Annotated in this window: 28 protein-coding genes and 1 tRNA gene; 10 read left to right on the plus strand and 19 right to left on the minus strand. The window is 68.9% G+C overall.

The features are described 5' to 3' along the window. The first annotated feature begins 30 nt into the window (after positions 1–30). Entirely contained in the window at positions 31–1299 is a 1269-nt protein-coding gene (locus tag DK427_RS09865) for an MSMEG_0569 family flavin-dependent oxidoreductase (protein WP_109951104.1), read from the plus strand. Positions 1300–1413: 114 nt separating this feature from the next. On the opposite strand, the gene DK427_RS09870 is transcribed toward DK427_RS09865, so the two are convergent. The 4 genes from DK427_RS09870 to DK427_RS09885 all read right to left on the minus strand — a co-directional run bounded on the left by DK427_RS09870 (position 1414) and on the right by DK427_RS09885 (position 5781). After that, positions 1414–4008, minus strand: coding sequence for a 2Fe-2S iron-sulfur cluster-binding protein (locus DK427_RS09870; RefSeq protein WP_162559764.1), 2595 nt, complete (start codon positions 4006–4008; stop codon positions 1414–1416). Between the two features lie 63 nt (positions 4009–4071). Continuing rightward, positions 4072–4554 carry an enoyl-CoA hydratase-related protein gene (locus tag DK427_RS09875; RefSeq protein WP_245930869.1) on the minus strand — a complete coding sequence of 161 codons (483 nt, stop codon included), beginning with the start codon at positions 4552–4554 and terminating at the stop codon, positions 4072–4074. Further along, positions 4548–5305, minus strand: a protein-coding gene (locus DK427_RS09880) for an IS5 family transposase (RefSeq protein WP_109951107.1) whose coding sequence is annotated in 2 segments (ribosomal slippage) — positions 4548–4975 and positions 4975–5305 — 759 coding nt in all. Because the reading frame shifts where the segments join, the coding sequence is not laid out codon by codon here. The genes DK427_RS09875 and DK427_RS09880 overlap by 7 nt, the downstream gene beginning before the upstream one ends. After that, positions 5263–5781, minus strand: coding sequence for an enoyl-CoA hydratase-related protein (locus DK427_RS09885; RefSeq protein ID WP_109951108.1), 519 nt, complete (start codon positions 5779–5781; stop codon positions 5263–5265). Before DK427_RS09885 ends, DK427_RS09880 begins: the two co-directional genes overlap by 43 nt. Positions 5782–6481: 700 nt before the next feature. Here DK427_RS09885 and DK427_RS09890 point away from each other — a divergent pair. Further along, the gene (locus tag DK427_RS09890) at positions 6482–7033 is read left to right on the plus strand and encodes a cupin domain-containing protein (protein ID WP_109951109.1); all 552 of its coding nucleotides are present in this window, start codon (positions 6482–6484) and stop codon (positions 7031–7033) included. A gap of 137 nt (positions 7034–7170) precedes the next feature. On the opposite strand, the gene DK427_RS09895 is transcribed toward DK427_RS09890, so the two are convergent. Together DK427_RS09895 and DK427_RS26255 are read right to left on the minus strand one after the other, a co-directional pair. Next, a complete protein-coding gene (locus DK427_RS09895; protein WP_109951110.1) occupies positions 7171–7521 on the minus strand; it encodes a hypothetical protein in 351 nt (116 codons plus the stop codon). A gap of 203 nt (positions 7522–7724) precedes the next feature. Next, positions 7725–8045, minus strand: coding sequence for a hypothetical protein (locus DK427_RS26255; protein WP_162559765.1), 321 nt, complete (start codon positions 8043–8045; stop codon positions 7725–7727). A 277-nt stretch (positions 8046–8322) separates the two neighbouring features. Between DK427_RS26255 and DK427_RS09900 the strand changes: the two genes are divergently transcribed. From DK427_RS09900 to DK427_RS09910, 3 genes are all read left to right on the plus strand, one after another. Next, positions 8323–8757 carry a tyrosine-type recombinase/integrase gene (locus DK427_RS09900; RefSeq protein ID WP_245930870.1) on the plus strand — a complete coding sequence of 145 codons (435 nt, stop codon included), beginning with the start codon at positions 8323–8325 and terminating at the stop codon, positions 8755–8757. A gap of 296 nt (positions 8758–9053) precedes the next feature. Beyond that, on the plus strand, positions 9054–10784 hold the full coding sequence (locus tag DK427_RS09905; RefSeq protein WP_109951112.1) for a putative bifunctional diguanylate cyclase/phosphodiesterase: 1731 nt from the start codon (positions 9054–9056) through the stop codon (positions 10782–10784). Positions 10785–10826: 42 nt separating this feature from the next. Continuing rightward, on the plus strand, positions 10827–11759 hold the full coding sequence (locus DK427_RS09910) for a BLUF domain-containing protein (protein ID WP_109951113.1): 933 nt from the start codon (positions 10827–10829) through the stop codon (positions 11757–11759). Between the two features lie 538 nt (positions 11760–12297). On the opposite strand, the gene DK427_RS09915 is transcribed toward DK427_RS09910, so the two are convergent. From DK427_RS09915 to DK427_RS09930, 4 genes are all read right to left on the minus strand, one after another. Continuing rightward, positions 12298–12552, minus strand: a complete 255-nt coding sequence (locus DK427_RS09915; RefSeq protein WP_109951114.1) for a hypothetical protein — start codon at positions 12550–12552, stop codon at positions 12298–12300. Between the two features lie 131 nt (positions 12553–12683). Beyond that, complete coding sequence (locus tag DK427_RS09920; RefSeq protein WP_109951115.1) at positions 12684–13574, minus strand: ImmA/IrrE family metallo-endopeptidase; 891 nt, start codon at positions 13572–13574, stop codon at positions 12684–12686. A 97-nt stretch (positions 13575–13671) separates the two neighbouring features. Beyond that, on the minus strand, positions 13672–13854 hold the full coding sequence (locus tag DK427_RS09925; protein WP_003600567.1) for a DUF3606 domain-containing protein: 183 nt from the start codon (positions 13852–13854) through the stop codon (positions 13672–13674). Between the two features lie 336 nt (positions 13855–14190). Further along, positions 14191–14280: transfer RNA gene (locus tag DK427_RS09930), tRNA-Ser, on the minus strand. Between the two features lie 309 nt (positions 14281–14589). On the opposite strand from DK427_RS09930, the gene DK427_RS09935 reads away from it, so the two are divergent. Then, positions 14590–14718, plus strand: coding sequence for a TFIIS helical bundle-like domain containing protein (locus tag DK427_RS09935; protein WP_109951116.1), 129 nt, complete (start codon positions 14590–14592; stop codon positions 14716–14718). A 121-nt stretch (positions 14719–14839) separates the two neighbouring features. Here the strand turns inward: DK427_RS09935 and DK427_RS09940 are convergent, their stop codons facing one another. Beyond that, positions 14840–15442 (minus strand): exopolysaccharide biosynthesis protein, encoded by a 603-nt coding sequence (locus DK427_RS09940; protein ID WP_281276986.1) that lies wholly within the window; start codon positions 15440–15442, stop codon positions 14840–14842. Between the two features lie 318 nt (positions 15443–15760). On the opposite strand from DK427_RS09940, the gene bcsS reads away from it, so the two are divergent. Further along, positions 15761–16510, plus strand: coding sequence for a cellulose biosynthesis protein BcsS (gene bcsS / locus DK427_RS09945; RefSeq protein WP_245930871.1), 750 nt, complete (start codon positions 15761–15763; stop codon positions 16508–16510). Here bcsS and DK427_RS09950 read toward each other — a convergent pair. Next, the gene (locus tag DK427_RS09950) at positions 16477–16980 is read right to left on the minus strand and encodes an SDR family oxidoreductase (RefSeq protein WP_109951119.1); all 504 of its coding nucleotides are present in this window, start codon (positions 16978–16980) and stop codon (positions 16477–16479) included. The two genes, bcsS and DK427_RS09950, sit on opposite strands and share 34 nt — an antisense overlap. A gap of 154 nt (positions 16981–17134) precedes the next feature. Here DK427_RS09950 and DK427_RS09955 point away from each other — a divergent pair, with 154 nt between their 5' ends. The 3 genes from DK427_RS09955 to DK427_RS09965 all read left to right on the plus strand — a co-directional run bounded on the left by DK427_RS09955 (position 17135) and on the right by DK427_RS09965 (position 18546). Next, a complete protein-coding gene (locus tag DK427_RS09955; RefSeq protein ID WP_109951120.1) occupies positions 17135–18001 on the plus strand; it encodes a methionyl-tRNA formyltransferase in 867 nt (288 codons plus the stop codon). Between the two features lie 12 nt (positions 18002–18013). Beyond that, positions 18014–18211 (plus strand): DUF2256 domain-containing protein, encoded by a 198-nt coding sequence (locus DK427_RS09960; RefSeq protein WP_204165298.1) that lies wholly within the window; start codon positions 18014–18016, stop codon positions 18209–18211. 122 nt (positions 18212–18333) lie between these two features. Then, positions 18334–18546, plus strand: coding sequence for a hypothetical protein (locus tag DK427_RS09965; protein ID WP_109951122.1), 213 nt, complete (start codon positions 18334–18336; stop codon positions 18544–18546). 10 nt (positions 18547–18556) lie between these two features. Here DK427_RS09965 and DK427_RS09970 read toward each other — a convergent pair whose 3' ends face one another. From DK427_RS09970 to DK427_RS10000, 7 genes are all read right to left on the minus strand, one after another. After that, a complete protein-coding gene (locus tag DK427_RS09970; protein WP_109951123.1) occupies positions 18557–19156 on the minus strand; it encodes a nucleotidyltransferase family protein in 600 nt (199 codons plus the stop codon). After that, a complete protein-coding gene (locus tag DK427_RS09975; RefSeq protein WP_109951124.1) occupies positions 19149–20171 on the minus strand; it encodes a molybdopterin-binding protein in 1023 nt (340 codons plus the stop codon). Before DK427_RS09975 ends, DK427_RS09970 begins: the two co-directional genes overlap by 8 nt. Beyond that, positions 20168–20863 (minus strand): XdhC family protein, encoded by a 696-nt coding sequence (locus DK427_RS09980; RefSeq protein ID WP_109951125.1) that lies wholly within the window; start codon positions 20861–20863, stop codon positions 20168–20170. Before DK427_RS09980 ends, DK427_RS09975 begins: the two co-directional genes overlap by 4 nt. Then, positions 20863–21186: an XdhC family protein gene (locus DK427_RS09985; protein ID WP_109951126.1), complete on the minus strand. Its 324-nt coding sequence runs from the start codon at positions 21184–21186 to the stop codon at positions 20863–20865. Before DK427_RS09985 ends, DK427_RS09980 begins: the two co-directional genes overlap by 1 nt. A gap of 131 nt (positions 21187–21317) precedes the next feature. Further along, positions 21318–22856: a sensor domain-containing diguanylate cyclase gene (locus DK427_RS09990; protein ID WP_109951127.1), complete on the minus strand. Its 1539-nt coding sequence runs from the start codon at positions 22854–22856 to the stop codon at positions 21318–21320. A 182-nt stretch (positions 22857–23038) separates the two neighbouring features. Further along, entirely contained in the window at positions 23039–23884 is an 846-nt protein-coding gene (locus DK427_RS09995; RefSeq protein ID WP_109951128.1) for a 23S rRNA (adenine(2030)-N(6))-methyltransferase RlmJ, read from the minus strand. A 32-nt stretch (positions 23885–23916) separates the two neighbouring features. After that, positions 23917–24639: a ribonuclease T2 family protein gene (locus DK427_RS10000; protein WP_109951129.1), complete on the minus strand. Its 723-nt coding sequence runs from the start codon at positions 24637–24639 to the stop codon at positions 23917–23919.

Genomic DNA, 24639 nt, shown 5'->3' on the forward strand with positions numbered 1-24639 from the left:
CCTTTCCCCGACCGTCACGGAGCCGGCGCCATGACCTCAACGACCCGTCACGTTCCCGTCGTCGTCGTCGGCGGCGGCCAGGCCGGCCTCTCGGTCAGCTACCATCTCAAGCAGCGCGGCATCGAGCACCTCGTCTTCGAGAAGCACACCGCCGCCCACACCTGGGCGACGCAGCGCTGGGACACGTTCTGCCTCGTCACGCCGAACTGGCAGTGCGACCTTCCCGGCCACCGCTACGACGGGCCGGACCCGGACGGGTTCATGAAGAAGGACGAGATCGTCGCCTACCTCGAGGCGTTCGTCGCCAAGGTGAGCCCACCGATCCGCGAGGGCGTCGCGGTCACCCGCGTCGCGCGGCGCGCGGACGGCCTCTTCGCGGTGCAGACCTCGGAGGGCGACTACACCGCGGCCGAGGTCGTCGTGGCGTCCGGCGGCTACCACACGCCGATCGTCCCGCGCATGGCCGAGAAGCTGCCGGGCTCGATCGCCCAGGTCCACTCGAACCAGTACCGCAACCCGGCCCAGCTGCCCGAGGGCGAGGTGCTGGTGGTGGGCTCGGGCCAGTCCGGCGCGCAGATCGCCGAGGACCTGCATCTCGCCGGCCGCAAGGTCCATCTGGCGGTCGGCGACGCGCCCCGCTGCGCCCGCTTCTACCGCGGCCGCGACGTCGTCACATGGCTCGCCGACATGGGCTATTATGAGATGACCGTCGACGACCACCCGCTGCGCGACGGCGTCCGCGACAACACCAACCACTACGTGACCGGCCGCGACGGCGGGCGCGACATCGACCTGCGCCGCTTCGCCAGCGAGGGCATGGCGCTCTACGGCCTGCTGGAGGATTGCCGGGACGGCGCGCTGCAGTTCCGCGACAACCTCAGGCGCTCGCTCGACGGGGCCGACCGGACCTACAACGGCATCAACGCGGCCATCGACAAGCACATCGCCGAGAAGGGCATCGAGGCTCCGGCGCAGGAGCCCTATACCCCGGTCTGGGAGCCGGGCGAGCCGGTCTTCAGCCTGGCCCTCGACGGCTCCGGCATCACCAGCGTCGTCTGGTGCATCGGCTTCACGCCGGACTTCCGCTGGCTCGACGCCTCGGTGTTCAACGGCGCGGGCAACCCCAAGCACAAGCGCGGCGTCACGAGCGAGGCCGGCATCTACTTCATCGGCCTGCCCTGGCTGAACACCTGGGGATCGGGCCGCTTCGGGGCGGTCGGGCGCGACGCCGAGCACGTCGTGCAGGTGATCCAGAAGCGCCTGGGCACCGAGCGGTTCGCCCTGAAATGCGCGGTCTGACCCAGCGACGTACGCCGCTCAATTGCATGGACAATGAGCGGAACCAAGGAAGGATTGCGGGCCGTGTGACGACACGGTGATCCGTCGGCGGCCGTCGCTCCTACGCAGTGCGGGCTACACTTCGAGTTCCACGTCGCCCTCGGGCTCGGCCTGGCAGGCGAGGATGTAGCCATCCTCCCTGTCGCCATCGCTGAGCGCGTCCTGCACCGACATGCGAACTTTGCCGGCTGTCAGCCTCACCATGCAGGTTCCGCAAGTCCCGGAGCGACAGGCGCTGTCGATGCGGACTTTCGTCTCGCCGGCTAGGTCGAGCAGCGACTCGCCTGTCCGGGCCTGGGCCGTCTTGCCGGAGTTCAGGAACTTTACCTTGCCGACAACCGGACCGGTCCTTCGGGTCGGATCGCGACGGTCCGTCCCAAAGGCTTCCGTCCGGATCTGACCAGCCGGGACGCCCAGATCGAGCAGGATCGCCTTGACGGCGTCCATCATGGGCGTCGGTCCGCAGACATGGGCGCGATGGAGCGCGATGTCCGGCACGGCAGCCGTGACGAAGCGGGCATCGATGAAACCGACATGGCCGGTCCAGGCCTCGCCGTCCGGCGCGGACATCGTGACGGAGACGTGAAGCCTGGGATTCCGCTTCCTCAGCGTCTCAATCTCGTCCTTGAAGATGTAGTCGCGCGGGCTCTTGAAGCTGAACAGAAGGTAGATCGTGCCGGGCCACTCCGTCTCGGTCAGGTACCGCACGCTGCTCATCATCGGCGTGATTCCGACGCCGCCACCGACCAGCACGATCGTCGGCCATTCCGTGCCGGAGAAGACAAAGCCGCCGCTCGGCGCCTCGATCTTGATGCGGTCGCCGGGCCGAAGATCGTCGTGCAGCCACCGGGAGACCGCGCCGTGCTCCTCGCGCTTGACGGTGATCTCGACCCGGTCCCGCCACGTCGGCGACGAGGCGATGGTGTACGAGCGGCGGATCGGTATGCCCTGTCGCGTGATCTCCAACGTCAGGTACTGCCCGGCGACATGGCGGAACGGGATCTCGCCTCCGTTCGGATCGACGAAGCGGAACGTCCTGACTTCGTGGGTGACTTGCTCGACGTCCCGCAACGCCAGTTCGCCGAACCACCGCACCTTCCCGGTCTCCTCGTCGTTCCCCGCATAGGGCGTGATCGCGGGACGAAGCAGCGAGGGCTCGGGCACGATCTCGACGGGCTTGCGCCGGATCTCGGGCGACGGGAAGCACTTGCCGAAGGCCAGCAGGAGCCTGGGATCGCCTGAGACTCGGATCTTCCGCCTCGCCAGAGCCCAGACCAGACTCCTCTCCTTGGCGAGGAAGCCGAGCCACGTCTTGGAATCCGCCACCACCCGCAAGTCGGGCTTGTCGAGCAGGCCATCGCGGACGGCGATCTTCCCGTCGCGGACGGTAACGGTCGCTTGGCGGCTCTCCGCCCCCGTGAACGTGAAATGGAAGACCGCGTCGAGGTCGCGCGCCTGCGCCCGCTGGAACACGATGGGCATGAAGGTCAGGAGGCCGGAGATGGTGCGCGGCGTCATGCCGTTGCCGACCGGCTTCACCGTCTTGTGCTTCCACTTGCGCCGGGCGATGTCCTCGGCATCCGTGCCGGCCACGACGTAGACCGGCTCAGGCCGGTCCTGGAGCGGCTTGAGGATCTCCCGCCGGTGCGCGCCCTTGTCCCTCAGGTACGAGCCGATGACGTCCTCGCCCGCCGGGCAGACGGCGATGCAGTAGGCCGACTTGTAGTTCGCGCCGTAGGTCAGACTCTGCCACATCGAGGCGGTCTCGGGCTCGTTGACACGCCTGCGATAGTCGAGCGCATCGCGCGAATCCGCGATCTGCTCCACCCAGTCGGTGAAGCCGCCCATGAAGTCCCGGTAATTGTGGGTGAAGCACGCCTGGAAGTCGAACGCGCCTTCGAGCTTGATCGCGCCGACCGGGCAGGCCGCGACGCAGAGCTTGCACTCGAGGCAAGGATTATAGTCGATGGGCGCGTCTGGAACGTCGATGTCCTGATCGAGCAGGACCGTGCCCAGCAGAATGAAGTTGCCGAACTTTGGGTGAATGACGTTGCGGTGGATGCCCATCCGGCCGAGGCCCGCCGCGACCGCCACGGGCTTGTGGGCCACGATCCAGATCGCGTTCCCGGGGTTCTGGTTCATCTCCATCGGGAAGCCCATGGAGGGATTCACGGCTCGGATGCCACGGTCCTGAAGGCGGGCGACGATGGCGGCGCAGATGGCGTTGGTGTCGTGGCCGGCCCGGTGGAATTCGAGGTTGGCGACGGAGCGCGGCGTTCCGCGAACCGGTGCCTGCGCCATCTTGACGACGATGCTGACGAGGGAGCGCGTCCAGGGATAGTGGCGCAGGATCTCGTCCCGCTGAGGCTCAAGCTCAGCCCGGCCGATCTCGACGAATCCGACATCGTCGGCGCCGCATGTGAGGGCCAGCTGTCTCAGCTCGACCGCACCGATGGGCCTGCGCGCAGCGGCCGGTCCGTCCGCCAGTCCCGCCGCGCGCAGCCGCCTCACCGTAGGATGATCTTCGAGCTTCATGAAGCACGGGTCCTCAGCTTGGGGATTGTGGCGGCCGGGATGTCTCGGGTCTGCGAAACGGGCCTCCCCGCGCCGCTGTCCTCGCTGGAATAAGAGTTGATATAAACCTATAATGACCCGCGCGGCGGTGCGCAACCGCCCGGGTGCCTCACGATCTAGGGACGCAGTCCGATGCGTGGCAGACTGGAGCGAAAGCGCTCACCGCCCTCGATAGACCGGCTCCCGTCCCTCGGCCTCGGCCTTGCGACCTTCGAGGAAATCCTCCGTCCCGTAGAGGGCTCGATACTGCTCCGCGAGGTTGTGGAACGCCTGCGCTTCCGACTGGCCGACCGCGATGCGGGCGGAATCCAAGGTCGCCCTGATGCCCAGCGGTCCGCAGCGTGCGATCTTGGCCGCGATCGATAAGCCGAGTTCCAGGGCGGCGCGCGGATCCGGAGCGATCTCCTGCACCAGTCCCATGCGGCGCGCCTCCTCGGCTCCCCAATGATCGCCGGTCAGCATGTATCGCATCGCGTTGCCCCAACCGGCCTCGCGCGGAAACCGCACCGTGGAGCCTCCTCCCGGGAAGCGCCCGTGCGTGTTCTCGTCCTGGGCGAAGCGAGTCTCGGCGGCGGCGATGCGGATGTCTGCGACGAGGAAAAGTTCGTGGCCCATGTTCCAGGGTTTGGACTCGATCAGCACCAGAAGGTGATGACGGCGGCCAGCGCGAGAGCCGAGGCGTAGTTGCGGGCGAGCTTGTCGTAGCGGGTCGCGACGCGGCGGAAGTCCTTGAGGCGGCAGAAGGTGGCCTCGATCCGCCAGCGTTCGCGGTAGCGGCGCCTGTCATGATGGATCTTGCGCTTGCGGCCGCGCTTGCCTGGGATGACCGGGGTGATGCCCTGACCGCGCAGGTCGGCGCGCAGCCAGTCGGCGTCGTAGCCTTTGTCGGCGGCCAAGCGTCGGATACGCCCCGGCGCTTCGGCGAGCACCGCCGGGGCGGTCGTCACGTCGCTGGCATTTCCCGGCGTCAGCAGGAGGACGCCGGGGCGCCCGAGCACGTCGGTGAGGGCGTGGATCTTGGTCGTCTGGCCGCCGCGCGACGGGCCGATGCCCTGCGCGCGAGCCCCCCTTTGCCGCCGTGGGCCGAGCGGTGGGCCCGGACGTAGCTGCTGTCGATGGCCGCAGCGTCACCCGCCCATCCGGCCTTAGCCAGGGCAGAGAGCATCGCGCGCCAGAAGCCACGACGGGACCAGCGATTGAAGCGGTTGTAGACGGTTGTGCGCTTGCCATACGCGGCCGGGCAGTCGCGCCAGCGGCAGCCCGAGGTGAGCACGTGCAGGATGCCCGAGATGACCTGCCGGTCGTCCTTGCGCTCGGGCCCAGGTTGGTCCTTCGGCATGAACGGCTCGATCACTGCCCACTGGTCGTCCGAGAGCCAGAACAGATCCGCCATCGCCGCCTCCGTGCTGCAAACGGCGGCGGTGAATCACAAAACCAAAACCCTCGCAACGCCTTGGTCCGGTTCACACCCCAGGTATCACCATGCACCACCGCAACGATCGGCTTGCGCAAAAGGGCGCGCCGTCCCAGCGGATCGATCCCGTCCGCAGCGGGGGCGCGCGCCTTGGCCGTTTTAAGGAACGCCGCGAAGGCATCGACGTCGATGCCGCGTGAGAAGTTCGCTCCGTGCCCGAACAGAACCGCCGCTCGAAGGTCGTCGTCGGCATCGTAGGCGGCATAGGCTCGCGCCAGGGCACCGAACGCCTCGGGATCGACCCGATTATAAATCTGGGGCCTGTTGAGACCGATCAGGCAGATCGAGCCGCGCCGCTCGACGGTGACCTTGCGATCGCTCGGCGGTGGGCTCGGGCCTCCGATGCGGCCTGCCGTGGCGTGCGAACCCTCGGCTGAGCTGCGCGGGATGAGCATGCCCGAGGTCCCACCGACCAGGGAAGACACGACGACCGCGCGTCGCGACGGTCGGGATAGCGGCACGGACATGGCATCACCCTGAGCGTCGAGGACGTCTCGCCGTATCCGGCCTCAACGGCTCCGCCCGCTCAAGATCCGGACCTGGAATTTCGCTGAGCCGTCAACCGGAGGGCGTGAAAGTCCCCCACCTATAAATGACGGGCATAATTTTCATAGTGCCGCTCCCGAACTCAGCGGGCGATGGAGAACAGGCTATGGATGCGAGATGGGGTAATCGGTCTCACCAGCTTGGCCCTCGCGGTCTGCTCGCGAGCGGGGAAGGCCGTGTATGCCAGGGCCGCGCCTCGTTCAGGCCGCTGCAGGCACAATCGCCCAGCTGGGCTCGTCGGAGGGGCGCCGACGCTGCTGCTCCCTTGCCACCTCTTCGGCTTCAAGGCGAGCTTTGTCCTAATCGCGCCGTCGCGCATCCCGATCCGCAACACCCTGATCCTTGTAGACCAGATCCGTCGTGACCAAGCAGCCGGACAGGGGGATCACGCCGCCATCGTCGATTCGATCATGCGACGACGTCGCACGGTCAGCCTGACGGCTGCGGGGATGGTGCTGGCCTTCGTCGCACTCACACAAGCGGTACCGCACGCGGTACCGGATGCGCCCCGCGCGCGGCCGTTCGATGATGGGATCCGGAGGAAACAGGATGCACGCGATCGGCGACGGCCACACGCATCACCAGGGTCATGAGCACGGAGAAGATGGCGCGCACGTCCCCGCGCACGGGCAGGACGCCGCGTCCGAGCGCTGGAAGCACGACGGAGTGCGGGTGATTCCGGGCGACCGGCTCGACCCGAACACCGCCCAGACACCCGGCATGTTCCGGCAGGCGGCAGTCAATGCCGCCCGGATCGGCGCGCAGAAGATCTGGGCCGGCACCGTGGCGATCGAGCCCGACGCCAAGACCGGGGTGCACCACCACGGCGCGCTGGAAAGCGTGATCTACGTCGTCTCGGGCCGCGCCCGCATGCGCTGGGGCGAACGGCTCGAATACGTGGCCGAGGCGGGGCCCGGCGACTTCATCTTCGTCCCCCCTTACGTGCCGCACCAGGAGATCAACGCCTCCACCGACGAGCCCCTGCACTGCGTGCTGGTGCGCTCCGATAACGAGGCGGTCGTCGTCAACCTGCCCGACGTTGCGGCGGCCGAGGTGCCTGAGACCGTCTACTGGGTCGATCCGATCCACAAGCATCCGTGAGAGACCGGAGCGCTCAGGTGTGAAGCGGAACCTCCCTATGCACAGCGGCGCCGTTATGCAGCCGGTGAGAGCCAGGCATCGTACCGAGACCCGGGGGCGCGGCCATAACGGGACAGGCGCGTTCCGGGCCTGCGCCCTCAGGCCGCTCTGGCGGACAGGCTGGGCGCCACTCGCCCACCCGGGCTCCGCTCCGCGACCCTCGTGTCGGCGATTGACCGCGCCGACCGATCGTGCGCGGACTTCAGCAACGTGCCGATATCCTTGCACACCGACAGAACGATGGCCGTGGAGTTCGGCCCTTCGGCCTGCTCAAGGTTGATGCGGCGGAGCGTCGTCGCAACGATCGCTTCAACGCGCCGGAACAGCGCATCCGCCACGGATGGATCCGATTGGGCCAGAACCTGTGCGACGGACCGATACATCTCGCCGACAAGGAACGCCCTCAGGCGATCTGCCGCCGCCTGATCTTCAAGATCGAGTTCTTGCATGGGTCCCCCTTGCGCCGAGGCATCGGCTGGGCATCGAATCGTGCCCTCAAGTCCGATAGTCCGGGCAAGGTCCGCATTCCGCGCTTGTGCGAGGCTGTCCATCGCCCTGCCTCGATTGTCTCCCTGTCTCTGACGTTCGCGGCATCCTGCATGGCGTCGGAGCGACGGTCGGACCGCGAGGCGAATCGGCCGCAAGCGTCCGCTCAATCCGCCTCGACATCGCAATCCTGCGTACGACCAAGTCGGACCTTCCGCTGGTCTGTGGCGGCCTGCTTGAGAGCCGCCGTCATACGCTCGATCGCCTCGATCGTTTCATGGTCAGGCGTATCAACGCCAAGTTCCTTCATTGACTGCAGCTGCATCAACGTCGCCACCAGACTCTCTGTTTCCGCGGGATCGATGCCAGCTTCTCTCTTCAGATCGAGAGATTTGGCGAGTTCTTCTATCGATCGGGCGAGATTGCCGATTTTTTCTTTGATGCTGACGCCTGTAATTGTTCCGTCATCTGCCATAATGGCGAACACCTATGATCTTTCCGCAGGCGGTCCCCTTCTTGGAACCTTGCAGGCGCGAGGCAGGATACGGCGAGTCGAGATAGTCTGATAGGAGCGATCTCGTCGGATTGCCTACAAAAGTCTGTGCCCCACCGCGAAGTTTCCATCCTGCGCAGAATGCGTAGGTGCGAGAGCCGTATCCGCAGGGCGCTGCGTCGATGAGGCACCGCTCGACCCGAGCCGTGCTTCGCGGCCGATGGAATTGGCTGTGCGGAGATACGCCGCCTCGACGCGTTCAGGGAGCAGGGTGCGTCTGAAGTGGCTGCCCACCACGCAGGGCGGCTTGGTCGATCTCCGCTCCGGCATCCTCTACCGGCGCGGCCTCGCGGAGGGGGAGAGCTCGAAGCGGCGCACGCCGGTCCCGCTCTCGAAGCGGCTGCGCGCGCACATGCGGCGGTGGCGGCCGCAGAGCGTCGCGCACGTCGTCGAGTTCGAGGGGCGGCCGATCGACCGGCTCAGGCGCGCCTGGACGACGGCTCGGAAGGCAGCCGGGCTCGGCGAGGAGGTGACCCCGCACATCCTCCGGCACACCTTCGCGACGTGGGTCGTCATGGACGGCGTGCCGTTCAGCAAGGTCGCGATGGCGCTCGGGACCACGGAGAAGGTCGTGGAGCAGGTCTCCGGCCACCATCGCCCCGAGCATCTGTTGAGCGTGGTCGAGAGCGTATCGCGGCGGCGGTAGCTTGCGTCCGGGCCAGCTGTTTGCCGGCACCTTCATGGGCCATGGAGGCTGCCGGTAGGGTATCAGGGATTGAGCAGGCAAGCACAGAAGAGGCCGGGATTGGTCGTATGCAAACTTGCTCGAAGAGAAAGGCTTCTTGGATATTTAGGGCTGCATACGAGCTGACGCGGCAAATTTTCCGAGCATCCGCGCGTCATGGCGTTTCCAATCATTAGTGGAAATTTAGCTATTTGCAGCCAGACCATCTGGCAGCTTGGCCGAAGTGATCTCGGTTGTGGCATCGGACTGCGTCGACAATGGCCGCACCTTCACGCAACCATTCCGCTATCGACGGTCAGGGTGTTGTTGCGGATGTCATCGGGACCGCTGTGCCCGAACCATCGCCCACAGCGGCCTTGCTGCCTTACCTGAATGCGATGCGCCACGGCCTGCTGCTCATCAACGAGCGCGGGAACATCATCCTCGCTTGCGGTCAAGCCCTGCAGCTTCTCGGTGGTCGGGACGCGGCGATGCCCGAGAGAGCCTCGCTTCGGCACCTCCTACGCCTCGTGCGCAGCCAGTCACGCGGGACATGGGAGCAGGTGCGGGCGCAACTGGTGCGTCTCCTCGCCCAGCACGCTGACGGCACCATCGAGGTGACGCTCCAGGGACAGCGGCTTGAGGTGCACCTGCAACCAGTGGAGGGTGGCCGTTGGGCTGTCGCGTTTGAGGATGTGACGGCGCGGCGCGCGGCCGAGGCCCAGGCCGACGAGATGGCTCGGCACGATCCTCTGACAGGCCTCCCCAATCGCCTCCTCCTGCGCGAGCGCCTCAGGGATGCGCTGGGGCGTCTGCGTCGGACGGGTGAGGCGTGCGCCGTCCTGCTAATCGACCTTGATCGGTTCAAGCCTGTCAACGACACGCTGGGCCACCCGATGGGCGACGCCCTACTGCGGAAGGTGGCAGACCGCCTGCGCTCGACTGTGCGGCCGACCGACACTGTGGCGCGGATCGGCGGCGACGAGTTCGTCATCCTGCAGACGGGCGTGCGCGAGGCGTCCGACACCCAGGCGCTCGCCCGTCGCCTCGTGGACCTGATCGGCCGGACCTACATGGTCGACGGGCATCTGCTCACCATCGGAGCTAGCGTCGGCGTGGCGATGGCGCCGGGCGACGGCACGGAGGCCGACGCGCTTCTGAAGAACGCTGATCTGGCCCTCTACCGGGCCAAGCTGGACGGACGAGCCACCTATCGCTTCTTCGAGCCGGAGATGGATGCGCGCATGCAGGCGCGCCGCCGGCTCGAACTCGACATGCGCCAGGCGCTGGCGCGGCGCGAGTTCCATCTGCACTATCAGCCGCAGCTCCAGTTGGAAGGCAATCGCCTGGTGGGCTGCGAGGCGCTGATCCGTTGGCAGCACCCGGTGCGCGGCACGGTCTCGCCCCTCGACTTTATCCCGCTGGCCGAAGAGATCGGCCTCATCGTGCCGATCGGCGAGTGGGTCATGCGACAGGCCTGCCGCGACGCGGCGACCTGGCCCGCGCCGCTCTCCGTGGCGGTCAACGTCTCCCCGGCTCAGTTCAAGAGCGAGCGTCTGGTCGAGATGGTCATGTCGGCGCTGGCCGCCTCGGGGCTGCCCGCCACCCGCCTGGAGGTGGAAATCACCGAGGGCGTGCTCCTACACGAGAGCGAGAAGACCCTGCAGACGCTGCACCGTCTGCGCGAGCTCGGCGTGCGCGTGTCCATGGACGATTTCGGAACGGGCTACTCGTCGTTGAGCTACCTGCGCAGCTTCCCCTTCGACAAAATCAAGATCGACCGCTCCTTCGTGAGCGATCTTTCAGGCAAGCGCGACGGCGAGGCTATCATCCGGGCGATCGCCGGGCTCGGCAAGAGCCTCGGCATGACGACCGTCGCGGAGGGGGTCGAGACCATCGACCAGATGGAGCGCATCCGGGCCGAAGGCTGCACCGACGTGCAGGGCTACCTCATTAGCCGGCCGATCCCGGCTGCCGAGGTTCTGGACTTCATCACTGCCGTGCGCTGAACCGACAGACTCAACCGCCCGCCTGGCTGGAGAAATTCCCTCGTGAGTGAACTGTACCGCCTCGTCTACGCCAGTAAGAACCTCCTGCAGGGCTCGGAGGCCGAGATCGCTGAGGCAGTCTCGCAGATCCTAGCGGCCTCACAGCGCAACAACGCCGCCGTGGCGGTCACGGGTGCCTTGATGTTCAACGCGGGTGCCTTCGCGCAGGTGCTGGAAGGGCCGCGAGAGGGCGTCGAGACCACCTTCGAGCGCATCCAGTGCGACCCGCGCCACGGCGATGTCACGGTCCTGCAATGCGGCTCGGTCGAGGAGCGCACCTTCGTCAACTGGTCGATGGCCTTCGTCGGGCAGTCCGAGCAGGGACGCGCTAGCTGGGAAGGCCTCGCGGCGCAGAGTGGGTTCGATCTGACGCGCCTCGACGGCGACGCCGTCTTCGCCATGCTGCACGGATTAGTCCTGGAGGAGGAGGGCCTGCCGGCCGCCCCGATATCCGCTCCGGCCACCGCGGCGGTCCCGGTCCGGCAGGCCGCCAAGCCCAGCTCGGGAATGGACGTGGAGCGGGTCCGGGCTGAGCTGCCGCAGCTTGGGCGGGAGCCGCATGCCGCGCCCGATGCGGACTTGGTTTCGACCGCTGAGCCAGCGGTTATGCGTCGGGCGGCAAAGGACGAGCCTCCGCAGGCAGCCAAGACCGATGTCACCCTCGCCGTCCTTCGGGCCTCTCTCGCACAGGAACGGCAGCTCACGACCGACCTGCGCAACGACCTCGACGAGGTGCGGGTCGTGCTCGCCCTTCAGCAGGAGCAGTTGGAAAAGCTCCGCGGGGAACGAGATCTTTGGGCCAACCGCGCGCAACTGCTGGCAAACGCTATGAGCCAGGAGGCGCGAACTGTTAAGGATGCCTCCCCGCGCGACGCAGCCGAAACGCCTGGAACGGACCGGTATGATCGTTCGGTGGCGCTTCGAGCCATCGCTTGAAGCCTGATCGTGTGCTGGCAGGGTCGGCTGCAGGGATGTTCCAGCTTCCACTCCCCTTGGGAGCAACGCGTCCGATCAAGCTGGCGCCAACACTCCCCGCTGACCACGCAGGGTAGCCAATCCGATCGCTGGAACGGCTCAAGAACGTTGCTCCGGTTATTCTCCGGAAACCAGGGGCAGGGACGGGCACGGAAGGGCAAGAAACGGTCGATCCCGTAGAGGAATGCAGAGGAGGGCGGGAGAGGACCATTCCTTTACACGGAGAGGGCCGGCGGTTCGAGCCCGTCACCGCCCACCAATAGCATCAGATACTTACAGGCGGCACAGCCGTTTTTAGAGACGCCGCTCTCCGTTTACTCTCCGAAAAGCTTCGATTTTGCGGTGCGCCATGGCCGATCAGAAGACCATGGGCGACTTCCGCAAGGCCGCCGAGATCACCGACGACGACACTCCCGCGTGCAGTCATCGACCACGACGAGGACGCGGAAGCGACGTCCATCGTCGAGCATGTCGGAGACCTTTACACGCGCGGGCCGTTCTATCTGGTCAGCCCGAGCTTCTCGTGTGCCTCGGCGGGTGTCATCTCCCGAATGGCTTCATTGGAAAAGCCAAGGTCCCGCAGCTCCGTTCGTTGACGGTTCGTGATCATCAACGACACGGCAGGAGACGTTGCAGGCATGGTAGCAGTCTCGTTTGGCTTGGTGTCCTCGGCGCGGCCGACACGGTTGAGGAACGCTTCCTCTGCCGCAGCCTGATTGAGGAGCATCCGCAGATACTCGTCCGTTTCTGCCATCGGCGGCCCTCCTTACCCTCTACCGGCCTCAGGGATGCGCCGAATCAGCCACGCGAAGGCGGTGCAGCCGGCTCTCCGACGATAAGTCAGGCTATGGCCGTCAGGGCTGTTCCGTAAGAGCTGAGCTTCGCCTACCGCCGCCCCGAGTGGAAGCGGTGACGCCAGCCTTCATCCAGCCTGCGCTCCGCCGCGGTCTCCTCCGGAACGGGTTCCAGACGCAGGAGGATCATCGCGAAGCCGTTCTGCTGGAGGTACACCTGTTCGTAGAGGGACGGCGCGCGGAGGTCGCGCTTTACATCGATCCAGACATCGGGAATGCACGCGGCGATGTCGCTCGCCACGTTCGGCCGAAGCGGAGTGCTTTGATAGAGCGAGCCTGTCGGGACCGAGCTGCCGACCCCGCAGATGATGTCCGGGAACGAGAGGCTGCGGTAGCACCGCTGCACCCGGCCTTTGCCGGCCACGACGATGGCGATCCGCTCAGGGTGGTACTGCACGTAGGCCCGAGCCGCCACCTCCTTGCCGACCGCGAAGTCGCGCGCGAGCACAAGAACGTGCTGCAGATCAGGCTCGCGAAAGGCCGCCATGGCTCCCCGCAACAGGTGCGGGGGCATCAGCAAGAGGGTAGCGAAGCGGTTGGCCTCGACCTCCTTGCGCTGCCGCTGGTCACCCTCCTTGGCCGTGAGCCGGAGCAGGTCCGAGCTCTTGCACAGGAACCGGCCGGGCTTATCCGGAATGTGGTGCGCCATCAGGAAATGGCCGAGTTCGTGCGCGATGGTGAAGCGGCGACGCGGTTCGCCCCCGCGCTTGGCGAGGATGGTGCCTTCGGATCGCTTCGCGTCGGTAACGAGGCCACCCTCGAACTCGTCAGCGTCGAGGTCCTCGATCCGGAGGATGCCGAGGCGCGCGCACAGCTCTTGGATCGGCACGGGCACCGGGAGGTTCGGCTCGGCCTGTAGGATGCGTTTGACGAGCGCCTCCGGCGAGCTTGCGCCCGCGAGGTCTATCCTGCTGACCGGCATCCGCGCAGCCCCTTCCCGTCCCCGGACTGATCCATCAGGCTGCCACGCCCCGCGACGACATCTCCTTACGGTTTGTCCCGTCGCGGCGAGCACGCGCCTAACGCTTCTTGCCCAACTCGGCGGCGATATCCTTCGTCATTCGGCCGACCTTCCGATGCGCTGCCGTAAGCTGGTCCTGCGTGACACCCCATCGCTTCATCCAAAATTCGACAGCCTTGCGTTCCGACAGATCGAGTCGGTCCTTATCGATGAAGCCACGCTTGTCTTTGAGGCCGGCCATGGGAGATCCTGGTGGCTTGATGATTTGCGGTTCGGGAAGGACCTAGCGGCCCGCCTGAAGATGACGATGGCGAAAGGGCGCGGGGAACGGCAGCGGTATCGCAAACCATCCAGCACGGCGGTTTCGGCCGCGTGTGGCCGAGGCCGCAAACGCTTGGCCGAGCGACCTATCCTACGGAAATGAGCCAGTCGCCCTTATCGATTCGAGTGAGGCAATCGTCCGCTGGGGTACGGCGGGGTACGTTGCAAGTCGATGAAAAATGTGGGGTAAACTGAGGGCTGCTGGTATGGCTTGGCCGAAAAAGCAGCGAACTGTAAGGCACTTAGGTTGAATAGCTGGCGGAGGGAGCGGGATTCGAACCCGCGATACCGTTGCCGGTATACACACTTTCCAGGCGTGCGCCTTCAACCACTCGGCCACCCCTCCAGACCTCGCCTGTGCTCCGGGACGACGCCGTTGGCGTTCGCGCCTGGGCCGGTTGGACAAGGTGGCGGTGCTGTACCGTCCGCGCCCGCTCCTGGCAAGGCGTTTGGCGGCCACGCATCTGGCTCGGATGCGGATGTCAGGCTGGACCCTGCTGTCGGCCGACCACATTCGCCGTGACGGCACAGTCCGTTGTCCGCGCTCCAGCGTAAGCGAAGCCTGCCGGGAACGGCTGCCCGGACTGACCGTTGGTATCAGAAGCTGTGCCGTCGCAGCCGGCGGGGCTGCGGCACTCCGCGAAAGGATTGTCTCATGAGCCTGATCGGACGCATCGTCACCAAACTGCTCGGCAACGAGGATCGCGTCGTCGCGCGCGATACGCGCAACGCCGATTCGAGCACGCCTATCGGGCGCCTCGTCACGAAGATCCTGCGACGCTAAGGGCTGGCCCGGCCGAACCAAATTCGGGTTTGGCCGGGACAAGCGCGCCCGAGCGACAACCGGTTGCGGTTCCCGCCCGGGCCGCGTTCGTTCCTGCGTCGGCCGCCCGGCCCGCGGGGTGCTAGAGACCGAACAGGCTCATCAGACCCGCCACGATCGCGTAGACGAAGCCCGCGTTGAGTGCGACGCCGATCGTTCCGATGACGAGGCCCGCGATCACGACCACGCCGTCGCGCTCGACCAGCCCCAGCCCGACGAGACAGACCGCGAGACCGAGCGGGATCTGGCCGATGATCGGTGCAGCGACGATCAGCGCCATGGCGAGCGTCAGCAGCGCGAGGCCCATGCCGCGCATGCCCAGGGCACTCTCGAACACACGCATCCGGGGGCGCGACCAGCGCTCCAGGCGCTGCAGAATCGGCACGGCGCGGCGCACCGCGCGCTCGACATCCTGTCGCGCGATCGAGCGGCCGAGCAGGCGGCGCGGCAGCCAAGGTGCCGACATCCCGGCCGCGATCTGGACGGCGACGAGCAGGAGCAGCAGGCCGCAGACCAAGGGGATCGGCGGCGGCATGGGCAGGCAGTTCGGCAGGCCGAGCAGCACGACCAGCAAGGCAAAGGCCCGATCGCGCAGGACCGCGACGATGTCGCCGACGGTCAGCCGCTCACCGTCCTGGCTGGCCAGCACGGTGAGGACTTCGGACGTTCGTGCACCGGAATACAAGGCTCGGCCGTTGTTTGCTGTCCCGGCGCGGCTCTAACGGACTTCGCCGATCACGCCAAGCGCGCGATGCCCGCGGCGGGTGGCGTGCACCGCACGGAGCCAGCCTTCGCGCTCGGCCGGCAGCATCGGCGGCAAGCATAACCTTAGGTATTAAAATCGACGATTTCTTACTTGAGATTTGCAAGTCTCGATCGTCGTACCCAAGGTCTATAATCTTCGGTTGTGGAATTAACCTCTGGTTATTTCGAGCGCATTTGTGTAGGATTCTTACCACATTCCAGGTTTGCGCGAGGCGCGATTAACCGGGGAGATCGCTCGTTGAGCGTTCGTTCGGTCGTACCCCTTCGACGAGCCCGCGGCCCCGGAGGCTGGGTCGCGCTCCTGGGCGGGATGCTGGCCCCTGGACCCACCGCTGCGGCGGAGGGATGGGAGACGGTCCTATTCGGGAGCCTGGATGCGGGCGCCGCGACCTTCCTGAGCGCCGGGGGTAAGGTTGCGCCGGGCGGCGCCGGGCGGGACGGGTTCATCCTGCTGGCGAGCGTGGGTGCGGGGCACCGGCGCGAGCGCGGCGTGTGCGCCTGCGCACGCCTGCCGGTGGTCGCGAGCCTCACACGCACCACCGCGCTCGGCGCCGCCGTCGTGGGCTACCAGTGGTCCCACGACTGGGGTGTGGTCGCCCTCCTCGCCGGGCCGGAGGGATCGGCCGAGATGCTGAGCGGGTCCGCCGGGGACCTGGCGCTGCCCGCGCGCTGGGGCCTGCGCCTGCACGGTGAGGTTTGGGCGCGGCCGACCGCCGAGACCTTGCTGCAGGCCACCGCGATCCTCGGCTCGTCACGGGCGGATGCCTGGGGCCGGCTTGCCTGGGGCTACCGCCTCTGGGGCGCCTACTTGGGGCCGGAGGCGAGCCTCTTCGTGGACCGGACGGCGTACCGGAAGTGGAACCTCGGCCTGCACGCGACGGACCTCGCGCTGGGTGTGTTCAGTCTCCGGGCTTCCGTCGGCGTGCAGCTCGAGACGGGCCGCCGGCCCGGGCCCTATCTGACGCTCGCCGCCTGGAGGCCGCTGTAGCGGAGATACGCCCCGTCGGGGACGTCCCGTGCGGGATCGGCCGGAGGGCGGCCCCAGCCCTCGGTGCGCAGCGTCGAGTGACAGCCATCGGCGCCGATGTTCTGGCCGGTGATCCACGCGGCCTCGTCCGAGATCCGAGGGGCCGCGAGGCGCCCGACATCGGTGGGCTCGCCCAGTCGCTGGAGGGCGTGCGTACCGGCGCTGCCCTGCGCCAAGCTCGCGTTGTCGGTGATACCGGCGGCGAGCGGAGTGCGGGTGAGGGACGTGCGCCACCGCGTCGCTCGCGCGAAGAAGTCCGGGTCGGTGACATCCTCCGCGCTCACCGTGGTCTCGCCGGGTTCGGCGGCTGCCGCGTCGAGCGGGCCCGCGTTGCGGGCGGCGAGGTGGGGCGCGTAGCCGCGCCCGCGCAGCGCCTGGGCCGTGGCGTGCTCGATCCCTCCGGTGCCGCCGTAGATCAGAACGCGCCGCATCGATTTCCCACTGATTTCCCTTGCCTCGGCCGTGGAGCGGCTCAAGGTATGGCGGGCCGCTTCGGCGGCGAGGCCGCACCGATCCACCATACTCCCGCTCAAGGCGTTGCAGCCGTCGGTGGGCCCGTGACATCGAGACCATGAAGCTGACACCATGAAGTTCGCCTTCGCGGGCATTGATTTCCTCGGCGGCGTGTTCGAGGCGCTGGTCGCCGCCGGCTGGACTCCGATCAAGCTGTTCAGCCGACCCTGCGACGGGATCTACGACCACAACGAGGTCGTTCTGGCGCGCGCCCGCGAGACCCGCGTGCCAGTCCAGCTCTCGCGCCTGCGGGTGCAGGATCTCGAGGCCCTGCGGGCGGCGCACGGGCGGGACTGGGCGCTCGTCGTGGCGGGCTATCCCTGGCTGATCACGGGTTGGCGCCCCTATGCGGCCTACGGCCTGAATTTCCACCCCTCGCCCCTGCCGACAGGGCGCGGTCCGTATCCCTTGTTCCGGGCGGTGGAGCAGGGCTACGAGACCTGGGGCGTCACCGCCCACGTGCTCGCCGAGGAGGGGTTCGACACCGGCGACATCCTGGCCCAGGACCTGTTCCGCTTGGGGCCGCAGGAGAACCACGAGAGCCTGCTGGCCAAGTGCCAGATGGCCGCCAGCCGCCTCTCCGCCGGCCCGATCGCCCGGGAGCTGCCCCAGCGCTGGCGCCGGCCCGAGCCGCAGGGCGATGGCTCCTACTGGCCGCGGGCGAGCGACGCCGACCGCACGCTGGATTTCCGGGCCGGGGTCGATGCGGTGCTCAGGCGCGTCCGGGCGTTCGGGGCGATCGAGACAATCGCGCGGATTGACGAGGCCCGCATCTTCGTGGCCGAAGCCTCCGGCTGGCATGAGGCGCACGGCCACGCGCCCGGCACCGTGGTGCACCGCTATCGCCGCCACCTCGTGATCGCGGCCCGCGACGGCTTCGTCCAGCTCACGCGCTGGTCGCCGGTGGGCCTCGCCGAGGCGGCGCGGATCGGGCGGTGAGGGCCTGAGCCGATGCCTCGGATGCGCCGCAAGGGCGACCTTCCGGAGAAGATCTGCGCGCAGTGCGGCCGACCCTTCGCGTGGCGCAAGAAGTGGGAGCGCGTCTGGGATGAGGTGCGCTACTGCTCCGACCGCTGCCGCGCGGAGGCGCGGCGCGGGCGCGGCGTCGCGCCGGCCGATGCCGAAGGTCCCGATCCTGCACCCGGATGAGGACCGGCGCCCCGTTCGGCCGCATCCGGCCTAATCCGGAATTTCCAACATCGGGCTTCAATTTACGGTTGCAAATCTGCGGCGATCGGGGCCTCATCGGCCCCTGATCGGGGGGCAGGGCGATGTCCGACGAACTGTGGCACCGGGCGACGGAGTCCATCCGGGAGAGCCGGCGCCTGATGCGAGAGGCGGAGGACATCCGCCGAAATGGGGCGAACTTGCGCCACGATCTCGCCGACACGCTGGACGAGATGCGCACGTTCGGCGCGCAGGCGACCGCGTATCTCCACCGCGATGCGGCGCGGCCGGGCGCAGCGCCGGCCCGGCGCCTCTGAGCCGGATCTCCTAAAGCCCTGCCAGCGCCGCCGGCGTGTCGATGTCGAGGCCGTTGCCGGCATCGCCCGGGATCTCCACCACGTCCGTCCGGCCGGCCAGCATGGGGCCGGCGCCGCGGTCGCCGGTGAGGCCCGCGAGGTCCGTCGCGAGGCGGTGGTGGTTCAGCAGGACCGGGTTGCCGCGCCGTCCCTGCCAGACCGGTACGATCGCGGCGGCCCGCCCGTCGAAGGCTCCGGCGAGCCGGCGGATCAGGGCAGGGCCGACGCACGGCATGTCGCCGAGCATCACCACGGCGCCCGCGCAGGCCTTGGGCAGGGTCGCGAGTCCGGTCAGGAGCGAGGTGGAAAGCCCGTCCGCGTAGGCCGGGTTCTCGACGAAGCGGAGATCGAGATCGGCCAGCGCCGCGCGCACGGCCGGAGCGTGCGCGCCGAGCACCGCGACCACGGGACCGAGTCCCGAGGCCTGGGCGGCCTCGGCCGCGTGCCGCACGAGCGGGCGGCCGTCGAGGTCGGCGAGCAGCTTCGGCTCGGGTCCGAAGCGCGTGCCGCGCCCGGCCGCCAGCAGCACGATGCCGATCCGCTGCACGGTCTTCGGTTCGCGCTCAGGCATCGGCCTCGTCCGGCGCGCCGCCGGCCCGCGGCTGAGGGCGGGAGACGATCTCCGTGAGCAGGCCCCCGACCCCGAGCGCCACGATGTCGGCGCGGGTCACGGCGAGGCCTGCGAGGAGGCGGTGGAGCACCCAGTCGAACCCGTTCTCCTTCGGGGAACGGGCGCAGCCCGGCGCGCCGATCACCGGCACCGCCGCGAGGCTCCCGACGAGCAGGAGGTTTCCCGGATCGACCGGCATGCCGAGATGCTCGACCCGGCCGCCCGCGCGCTCGATCCCTGCCGGGATCACGTCCTGGCGGTCGGCGATAGCCGAGGCGCCGAAGACGATCGCGAGTTCCGCGCCCTCCCGCGCCAGCCGGACGAGCGCCTCCGCGACCGCTGCCGAATCGTGCGGAACGCGCTCTTCGGCGACGATCCGGGCGCCGGTCGGCGCGAGCCGCTCCGTCAGCACCTCCAGGGTGCGGTCGATCGTGCTCTCCTTCAGCCCCGGCAGCCGCGTCGAGACAACGCCGACCCGATCGAGCCGGTAGGGTGCGACCCGCAGCGGCGGCTCGGGGACGGCGGCGCAGGCGCGGTCCAGAACGTCGCCCGCGACGGCGTACGGGATGACCTTGACGGTCGCGACCATCTCGCCTGCGACGACCGGCCGGTAGGGCGGCAGCGTCGCGGCGGTCACCGCCTCGTCCACGGCGTTGAGGGCGTCGATGGCGGCACGCTCGACGAGGAGCACGCCGGCCTCGTCCGCGAACAGGTTGCAGCGGCCGGTGAAGGGCTCCGCGACGCGCAGCGTCCGGTCGCCAAGGCGCTCGGCGAGACACCGTGCCGCCGCGTCCTCGCCGACGTCGCCGGGCTCCAGGCGCACGGCAATGAGGTCGCCGAGGCCGGCTTCCGAGAACTGGCGGGCAAGTTCGGGCGTGACGACGCGGCCCTTGCGCAGGGTCGCGCCACCGGCCCGCACCGTGTGGGCGGTGACGAGTCCCGCGGCTTCCGAAACCGGAACGCGCCCGAACCTCACGCGGCGGTCTCCGGCCGGCGCAGCGCCTGGACGATCTGCGCGAGCACCGCGACCGCGATCTCCGGCGGACTCACGGCGCCGATGTCGAGCCCGATCGGGGCGCGGATGCGGGCGGTCTCGGCCTCGGTGAGGCCGGCTTCCGCGAGGCGCGCGAGCCGGGCCGCGTGCGTCTTCCGGGAGCCCAGCGCGCCCACGTAGAAGCAGCCTGCCCGAAGGGCCGCCGCGAGCGCCGGGTCGTCGATCTTCGGGTCGTGCGTCAGCGCCGCCAGCGCGCAGTAGCGGTCGAGGGGCGGAACGGAGCCGCCGAGCGCCGCGTCGGGCCACGCCGCCACGAGGTCGATGCCGGGGAAGCGCTCGGGCGCGGCGAAGGCGGTGCGTGGGTCGATCACCGTGACGGCGAGGTCGAGGGCGGCGGCCATCGGGGCGAGCGCCTGGCTGATATGGACGGCGCCCACCACCACGAGGCGTACTGGCGGCACCTGCACGGTGAGAAAGAGCTGCCGGCCCTCCGCCTCTACGAGGCCGCTGCGGCCGGAGGCGAGCGCCCGGCGGAGCTGCGGCGCCAGGGGATCCGCCCCGATCGCCTCGGCCGTGACGAGGCGCTGCGCCCCATCCGCGATGTCGGTGACGAGAATGGCAGCCCGGCGCGCCGCACGCTCCGTGTTGAGGGCCTCGAGCGTCTCGGTGCGCATCAGTCGACCCGCTCGACGAGGACGCGGATGCGCCCGCCGCAGGAGAGGCCGACCCGCCACGCGGTCTCGTCGGCCACGCCGAACTCGAGCACCCGCGGGCCCCCATCCGCGATCACGTCGAGCGCGTCGGTGATCACCGCGCCCTCGACGCAGCCGCCCGAGACGGAGCCCAGGAAGTTGCCGTCCTGGTCGATCACGAGGTGGCTGCCCACGGGGCGCGGGGCCGAGCCCCAGGTCTCGATCACGGTCGCGAGCGCCACGCCGCGGCCGTCGCGCCGCCAGGAGGCGGCAGCGGTCAGGATGTCGGTATCGGAGGAGAGCATCGCCTTGCCTTCGGCGCCGACGCCCGCCCACGGGGCGTCCGGCCTTACCCACGAGGTATGTCGGGCCGGTCCCGGCGCAAGATCGCCTCACGCGCGGCCGCCGCACCCGGGTGCCGGGCTCGCGATCCCCGCTACGGCTGGGTCACCCCCTGGGAGGCGCGCGGCCGCACCGCCGGACGCTCCGGCATCGGGGCGCAGCAGGTCCGGTTCCGCCCGGTCTCCTTGGCACTGTAGAGCGCGGCGTCCGCGAGCCGGAAGAGGTCCGCGGCGGCGGTGTCGGGCGGGCCGCAGGCGAGGCCGATACTCACCCTGACCATTCCCGCCTGGATCCCGGTGCCCTCGAAGGCCAATTCCGCCACCTTGGCGTGGATGCTCTCGGCGATGTGGGCCGCGCCGGCCGCATCAGTCTCGGGCAAGAGGACAGCAAATTCCTCGCCGCCGAGGCGGGCAACAAGGTCGTCAGGCCGATGGACGCTCGCCGACAGGCTGCGCCCCAGACCCTTGAGCACCGCGTCGCCCACCGCGTGGCCGTACTGGTCGTTGTAGCGCTTGAAGTGGTCGGCATCGACGATCAGGAGGCAGAGCGGTCGCCCCGTGCGGCGTGCCCGCTCGCAAGCCGGGCCGAGAGCCTCGTCGAAGCCGCGGCGGTTGGTGAGCCCGGTGAGGACGTCGGTGCGGGACAGCCGCGCCAGCTCGGCTTCGATCGCGGTGCGGTGGCGCAGCTCCCGCCCGAACAGGAGCGAGAGGCCCGCCGTCAGGCCCCCCAGGGCGAGCAGGATGCCGCCGAGCACGAGCGCTTTCCGGCGCCATTCGGCGTCGATCTCGCTGGTCCCTACGGCCACGTTGAGGACCAGCGGCAGGTCGGCGAACTGGACAAAGGTGTAGTGCCGTTCGACGCCATCGCTGAAGGTGGTGCCGACGAAGGTGCCCCTGTCCTGGCGCAGGAAGCGCTGGAAGTTCGTGGTGTGGATGAAGTTCGGCGGTGGGGCGGAGAGCGGATCCGGGGTCGGATAGCGCACGATGCGCGTGCCGTCGCGGTGGAACAGGTTGATCGTTCCCTGCTGCCCCAGATCGATCCGATCGAACAGGCGGCTGAAGTAGGACAGCGACAGGCTGGCCAGGGCCACGCCGCCGAAGGAGCCGTCCGGCTTGTTGATCCGGCGGCTGAGCACGATGATGGGCGCGCCGGTCAGGCGCGAGACGACCGGGTGGCTGATGGAGAGGCCGAGATCGGACCGCGCCGCGTGCGCCTTGAAGTAGTCGCGGTCGGCGTTGTTGGTCCGGCGCGCAATCGCGGAGGCGGCGTCCATGATGCTGTCGCCGCGCTCGTCGAGGATGAGGACCACGCCGACATCCCGCGCGGCGACCACCCGGTCGAAGAGGACGAGCTGGCGCAGCTCGCGGCTGGCTTCCGCCAGGTCCGGTGCCTTCAGGTTCTCGACGATGGCCTGCAGCGAGAGGTCGATGATCTCGACGTTGCGCGCAACGTCGCGCTCGATCACCTGGAGGAGGTTGCGCGACGTCTGCTCGGCCTTGTCCCAGGCATCCCGCCGCAGGTCGAGCAGCATGAGTCCGGACACGACGAGCATGCCGATCGGCGCCAGCATGCCGAGGAGGGTCCAGGCCCAGGGCGAACGCAACGGCCCTGCGAGGCGACGCAGCGCGGTCATCAATGGGGGCTCTCTGTGGACAGGCTCGGTTCTGGCCGAGTGTGCTCCGGAGGTGCTGACCTGCGTTTAAGGCGTGATACAGAACGCCGCGGATGTGCGGTCATCCGGCGTGATGTCCGCCCGAGCCTGGGAGCAGCGGAGGTCTTCGGGATCTACGGCGTGGAAATCGGCCCGCGTCGCGCTCAGGCGGGCGCTCCCAACGGCGCGCAGCGGAACGCGCCGTAGGCGCCGCGGGCGAGGCGCTCGGCCAGCGCCGGCAGGAACAGGGCGGCCTCCTCGGCGAGGCGCCAGGGCGGGTTGACCACGATCAGCCCTGTCCCGGTGAGGCGGGTGGGGTCGGGCGGATCGACCACGAGGTCGAGGCGGAGCGCCGGCCGCTTCAGGTCGCGGTCGAGGGCGGCTGCCATGCGCTCCACCGCCGCCACGTCCTTGATCGGGTACCAGGCCAGGAAGAGTCCGGTCGGCCACTTGGCCACTGCCTTTGCCAGATGCGCGCCCAGGCGCTCGATCTCGCCCGGCACCTCGAAGGGCGGGTCGATCAGCACGAGACCGCGCCGCTCCGGCGGCGGGATCATCGCGTTGAGGGCGGTCCAGCCGTCGAGGTGGAGCACCTTGGTGCGGGCGTCGCGGGCGAAGCGCGCCCGCAGGATCTCGTGATCGACCGGGTGTAACTCGACGAAGACGCCCTTGTCGCCCGCCCGCAGCGCCTCGCGGATCAGGGCGGGCGAGCCCGGATAGGTCGCGGCCCCGTGGCGCGCCCGCACGGCGGCCACCGCTTCGCGATAGGGGGCGAGCAGGGCCTCGACCGGCTCGGCGAAGGGCGCATCGAGCCGGCCCCAGCCGTCGTGCCACTCGCCGGTGCGGGCGGCCTCGTCGGCGTCGAGGTCGTAGAGCCCGAGCCCCGCAAAGGCGTCGATCGCCCGGAAAGCGGTCTGCTTCAGGCGCAGATGCGCCAGCACCCGCACGAGGACGAGGTGCTTGAGGACGTCGCAGAAGTTCCCCGCGTGGAAGGCGTGCCGATAGTTCATCCGGGCGGCTTACCCGCGGCGCGGGCGCAGAGCTAGCGCGCCGCCCCGACCGTGACCTCGCGGGCGCGGCAGTTCTGGCGGGCGAGCTCGGGGCAGGGGGTGAAGCCCCGCAGGTCCTTCGAGAGGCAGATGCGGACCTCCTGCAGCGCGTCGCGCGCGCAGGCCACCTGCATCATGTCGGGCCGCAGGCCGCGGTTGGCCGAGACGAACAGGCGGGCGATCTCGATCGGGGCGAGGCGCCGCTCCGGGCCGCCGCCCTGGAAGGCGTCCGGGATGGTGACGGCGGTGCGGGCCTCGCGGGTCGCGCGGAAGTAGGAGGCGGGGTCGAGGCCCGAGCAGGTGCCGTGCTTGCGCCACTCGTAGCGGGCGAGCCCCTCGCTCGGGAAGACTTCCCCGGCGATCTCCATGGCCTGCCGGGTGGGCGCACGCTCCACCGAGGAGCAGTTCTGCGGGTAGCCGCGCTCGTATTGGGGCCAGAGCCCGTGCACGACGAAGCCGAGGTCGCGCCCGGGTGCGCACTGGCGCTGGTCCGGCCGCGCGGCGGTCTCGCAATAGGTCGGCGACCAGGACAGGGAGAGGACGTAGAAGTCGAAGGATCCGGGCCGGTCGCCGCCGCGGAAGCCGCCGTATTCCTGCGCGACAGCGCCCGGACCCGTCAGGATCGTCGCGAGCAGGGCCGCGATCCCCGTCCTCAGGCCGCGCGCCCTGCTGCGCCCTTCGCCGTTTCCGCGACCGTTCCTTTGCCCGTCCCGCAT

This window comes from Methylobacterium radiodurans (genome assembly GCF_003173735.1).
GTDB lineage: Bacteria > Pseudomonadota > Alphaproteobacteria > Rhizobiales > Beijerinckiaceae > Methylobacterium > Methylobacterium radiodurans.